General features: G+C 38.6%; 4 protein-coding genes. All 4 read right to left on the bottom strand.

Translation table 11 applies throughout. The annotated features are described in order from the left end of the window. On the bottom strand, positions 1-790 hold a 790-nt coding region (locus ACIQZ6_RS11690; RefSeq protein ID WP_395811299.1), incomplete at its 3' end, for an MBL fold metallo-hydrolase. A gap of 185 nt (positions 791-975) precedes the next feature. Further along, on the bottom strand, positions 976-1740 hold the full coding sequence (locus ACIQZ6_RS11685; protein WP_395626026.1) for a succinate dehydrogenase/fumarate reductase iron-sulfur subunit: 765 nt from the start codon (positions 1738-1740) through the stop codon (positions 976-978). Positions 1741-1881: 141 nt separating this feature from the next. After that, entirely contained in the window at positions 1882-3816 is a 1935-nt protein-coding gene (locus ACIQZ6_RS11680; RefSeq protein ID WP_395811296.1) for a fumarate reductase/succinate dehydrogenase flavoprotein subunit, read from the bottom strand. A 45-nt stretch (positions 3817-3861) separates the two neighbouring features. Beyond that, complete coding sequence (locus ACIQZ6_RS11675; RefSeq protein ID WP_395811294.1) at positions 3862-4644, bottom strand: succinate dehydrogenase cytochrome b subunit; 783 nt, start codon at positions 4642-4644, stop codon at positions 3862-3864. Positions 4645-5218: the final 574 nt, after the last annotated feature.

Below are 5218 nucleotides of genomic sequence, written 5' to 3'. Positions count from 1 at the left end.
CATTTAATGAATACAGTAATTCTTGAGTACGGCCAACACTAAATGCAGGAATAATAACCTTACCACGACGTAGAATACAAGTTTGATAGATAATCTCCTTAAGTAATTCTTCTGCCGGTTCCGTATCTTTATGCAGGCTATCGCCGTAGGTAGATTCCAAAAGAATATAATCAGATTGTTTAAATGTTTCGGGTGATTTCAGAATAAGATCACCATAGCGGCCAACATCTCCACTAAATGTTAATCGGCTAGTTTTTCCATTTTCATTGATTGTTAAATGAACTGCTGCACTACCAATAATATGGCCTACATCAGTGAGCTCTAGCTTAATATCTTCATTAATCTGAAACTCCGTATTATACTCAATAATACGGAACTGCGTTAAGCAGGCCATTGCATCATCTTCGGTATACAATGGCTTTAACAATGGCAAACCTTTACGCGCTCTGCGTTTATTACTATACTCTGAATCCTTCTGCTGAATTCTAGCAGAATCCATCAATAAAATCCGGGCCAGGTCCATGGTGGCAGGAGTACAATAAATTTCTCCTTTAAACCCCTGGGAAACCAGTCGTGGAATCAAACCACTATGATCAATATGAGCATGACTAAGTATCAAATAATCAACCTCTGAAGGAATAAAGCCAAAATATTCATTAAGCTCATCCGATTCCTCACCCATGCCTTGAAACATCCCGCAATCCAATAAAATCTGTATGCCATTATCAAGAGTAATTAAGTGTTTACTTCCTGTGACATTCCTTGCGGCACCATGAAAACTTATTCGCATATCATTTGACCCATTTTATCAAGGTTCATTCAAAATTAGCTGAATAATATTACAATTGGGTTAATATCCAGTAAAATACGGTTGAGTTCTTGATCATTATTTTTGAATAATACACCCCATAAAAAAAGCTCAAACACGAAATACGTATTTGAGCTTCTAAAATCTTGTTAGAATTAATACTTCAACTATTCTTCAGAGTTTAAAAGTTTAGCACTAAAATAATCGCGATTCATTCTTGCAATATTTGTAATAGATATTTCTTTAGGACATTCGGCTTCACAAGCACCTGTGTTGGTACAACTTCCAAAACCTTCGGCATCCATTTGTGCAACCATGGCCTGTACACGGCGATAACGCTCAGGCTGCCCTTGTGGCAATAGTGCTAATTGAGATACTTTTGCAGAAACAAAGAGCATTGCTGAAGCATTTTTACATGCTGCAACACATGCACCACATCCTATACAAGTAGCAGAATTAAATGCTTCGTCGGCTACAACCTTTGGAATAGGAATAACATTAGCATCAGGAGCTCCACCTGTATTTACCGAAATAAATCCACCTGCTACCTGAATACGATCAAATGCTGAACGGTCTGTTGAAAGATCTTTAATTACTGGAAATCCTTCAGCGCGCCATGGCTCTATAACGATAGTATCTTTATCATTAAAGCTACGCATATGCAGCTGGCAAGTAGTAATACCTTGCTTTGGACCATGGGGTCTTCCATTAATATGCAATGAACAGGATCCGCAGATGCCCTCGCGACAATCATGATCAAAGTGAATGGGGTCATCCCCTTTCTTGATCAGCCCTTCGTTTACAACATCAAGCATTTCCAGAAATGACATATCCGGAGAAACATGGTCAGCCTGATATGAAACTAATTCACCTTTTGCTTTAGCATTTTTTTGACGCCAAACCTTTAATGTCAAATTCATATTATTGCTCATTTTTATTGAGATATGAGATGTGAGACATTAGATATGCGATATAAATCTGTATTCTGTGTCTCAATCTTGGTTTTTATTATTGAGATTGATATGAAATTTAAGACCCTAGTGTCAAAAATCTCATACTTCTTATCTCCTGTCTTATTTATAACTTCTTTGTGTTAATTTAACATTTTCGAAAACCAACTCTTCCTTATGCAGAGATTCAGGTTGATTATCGCCATTATATTGCCATGCCGCTACATAAGCATAATTATCATCATCTCTTAATGCTTCACCTTCTGGTGTTTGGCTTTCTAAACGGAAGTGGCCACCACAAGATTCTTTCCTGTCAAGAGCGTCGTCTACCATCAGTTCGCCAAGCTCAATGAAATCAGCAACACGGCCTGCATTTTCAAGATTTTGATTAAATTCTTCGTTGATTCCAGTAACGATCGCATTCTTCCAAAAATCTTCTTTGAGTTCACGTATTAAACCTTTTGCTTTGATCAGGCCTTCTTCGGTTCTAGCCATCCCACAATATTCCCACATGATATGCCCTAGTTCACGGTGATACTCCGTAACGGTTTTGTTCCCTTTAAGACTAATTAGCTTATTAATTCTATCAACAACATTCTTTTTAGTTTCTTCGAAGGCAGGATGATTAGTATCAATTGCTTTTGGCCCGATAGTAGCTAGATAATCTCCTAAAGTATATGGAATCACAAAATATCCATCAGCAAGGCCCTGCATCAGTGCAGAAGCTCCTAAACGGTTAGCTCCATGTTCTGAAAAGTTAGCCTCACCTAAACAATATAGACCTTTAACGGTAGTTTGTAAGTTATAATCCACCCATAATCCACCCATAGTGTAGTGAACAGCAGGGTAAATACGCATGGGTTGTTTGTATGGATTCTCATCAGTAATCTGTTGGTACATATCAAATAGATTACCATATTTAGCACGCACAGCATCCTCTCCAAGACGATTGATAGATTCGGCAAAATCGAGGTATACTGCAATGCCTGAAGTACCAACACCACGACCTTCATCTACAATTTCTTTGGCATTACGGGATGCAACATCACGTGGAACAAGGTTTCCAAATGCAGGATATTTTCTTTCAAGGAAGTAATCTCGATCATCATCTTTCAATTCAGATGCCTTTAGTTCACCCTTCCGAATTTTTTCTGCTAGTTCTTTGGTTTTGGGAGCCCAAACCCGACCATCATTTCTTAATGATTCAGACATTAAAGTCAGCTTGGATTGATGATCACCAGTTACAGGAATACAAGTTGGATGGATTTGTGTAAAACATGGATTTGCAAAATAAGCACCTCGCTTATGCGCTTTCCAGGCGGCAGTCACGTTACAACCCATCGCATTGGTTGATAGGTAGAATACATTACCATAACCACCTGTACACAATAATACCGCATGAGCTGAGTGAGTTTCAATGGCACCACTGATTAGATCACGGGTAACTATACCTTTTGCCTCACCATCAATGGTCACAACATCCATCATTTCATGGCGAGTAAACATTTGTACCTTGCCTAAATTAACCTGGCGATTCAAAGATGAATATGCTCCTAAAAGAAGTTGCTGTCCAGTTTGCCCTCTTGCATAAAACGTACGCGAAACCTGAGAACCACCAAATGAACGATTATCAAGTAAGCCCCCATATTCACGGGCAAAAGGAACACCCTGTGCTACGCATTGATCAATAATATTTACTGATACTTCAGCGAGGCGGTAAACATTACCTTCGCGGGCACGATAGTCACCACCCTTTATGGTGTCATAAAATAAACGGTAAACACTGTCACCATCATTCTGGTAATTCTTTGCTCCATTTATACCACCTTGAGCGGCAATAGAATGTGCTCTTCTGGGGCTATCTTGAAAGCAAAAGGCTTTAACATTATAACCCAATTCTGCCAGAGAAGCCGCTGCAGAAGATCCTGCCAAACCTGTTCCAACAACAATAACCGTATATTTACGCTTATTGGCTGGGTTAACCAGTTTAAGGTTAAATTTATGTTTGGACCATTTCTCGGCTAAAGGGCCTTGTGGAATTTTAGCATCTAATTTCATCTCAGAAATTTATTTAAACCCCGGTTTCCCGGGTATTGTGTAATCCTATTTGAAGAAAAAGTATAATGGCATTGCGGCAAAGGCCAATGGAATCAAGACTCCAAAAACCCATACACCCAAAAAGCGGATGATCGGAACTAGATTGCTATTATTCCATCCAATGGTTTGAAAAGCACTTTTGAATCCATGAATCAGGTGAAATGACAAAGCAGCCATCGCAACAACGTACAAAAGAACATACCACCAAGTTTGGAATGCATTGTTAACGATTTTATACAAATCCTTTGAAACTACAATTTGCTTTCCTGCCTGTACATCTACAATGTCTGAATGAATCAGCCTGTTTGCATCGTATGGCAGCTCTGAAACCTGAATATCTTTCGGGTTTTCGAGACTAATCTCATATTTTGCATAAGGTAATTCAGCATTATGGTATTTCCACCAGAAATCACCCATGTGAACCACAATAAAAATCAACAGTATGGTGCCAAGTATTCCCATGTTTCTGGAGGTCCATGGACTATTCTGTCCGCCTTTTTGAACAGCGTAAGCTACAGGGCGCGCTTTTTTGTTACCAGCAGTCAGCAATAATGCATAAACTGCATGAATGATGATTGATGCATATAACAAATAAGAAACGATCTTTATCGGACCGAAATGCGTCATAAAGTAGGCATAGGCATTGAATGCCTGTCCTGCATCATCCTTAAACAACTGTAAATTTCCTACCAAATGTACAACGAGGAACGTACAGAGGAAAATGCCTGTGAGGGCCATTACCAGTTTTTTTCCCAATGAGGATGAGAACGTTTTTGCGAAATTGCTCATTACCTTATATTATTTTATTATTCAGGAAGCAAATTTACCATTATATGAGAAAAATCGTGCAGTTATATAGCAAGTGAAATAAGAATTTGTCTATTTAGAAACAATCTAAATTTTGAATCTGAAAATCTTGAAGATTAAAAACCAACAATCTTATCCTGAAGCACTGCAAAAATTCGGTCATCCTGAGTATTTTTCATCCTAAACTTTGCAATAAATTTCGCGAAAGTAGGCAAATTAGCTTGTCGTGAACCAAATTGGAAGTAAGGAAGGGTAAGCATTTGCCGTGTTGCGCCTTTCTGAAATGTCCAAATTTCCAAGATGAATATCTGCAACAATGAGCGTTTGTTGCTCCTCCCAAAAAATAGCTTTTTCGGGCAAGAGTAATAGGGTTTGCTCAAGAAATGAAAAAGATTAGGGAACTGAATCCATTTCGCAAAAATAGGAAAGCCCTCCCAAATTATCGGGAAGGCTTTCTAAATAAATAAAGGTTGAAAATTACCTAACCTGAAACTGATACCTGATCTGCATACCATCTGGGCTAATGGCATTTACAGTAGCCATATTATTTCTGCCA

This window comes from Daejeonella sp., assembly GCF_044348475.1.
GTDB lineage: Bacteria > Bacteroidota > Bacteroidia > Sphingobacteriales > Sphingobacteriaceae > Daejeonella.
The sequence above is the reverse complement of the archived record's forward strand: the minus strand, read 5'-3'. Positions and strand labels throughout refer to the sequence as shown.

What these genes read in the sequence shown, in the direction of transcription:
- ACIQZ6_RS11685 (WP_395626026.1), bottom strand. Translation starts at nt 1,740, where the DNA reads ATGAGCAATAATATGAATTTGACATTAAAGGTTTGGCGTCAAAAAAAT.
- ACIQZ6_RS11680 (WP_395811296.1), bottom strand. Translation starts at nt 3,816, where the DNA reads ATGAAATTAGATGCTAAAATTCCACAAGGCCCTTTAGCCGAGAAATGG.
- ACIQZ6_RS11675 (WP_395811294.1), bottom strand. Translation starts at nt 4,644, where the DNA reads ATGAGCAATTTCGCAAAAACGTTCTCATCCTCATTGGGAAAAAAACTG.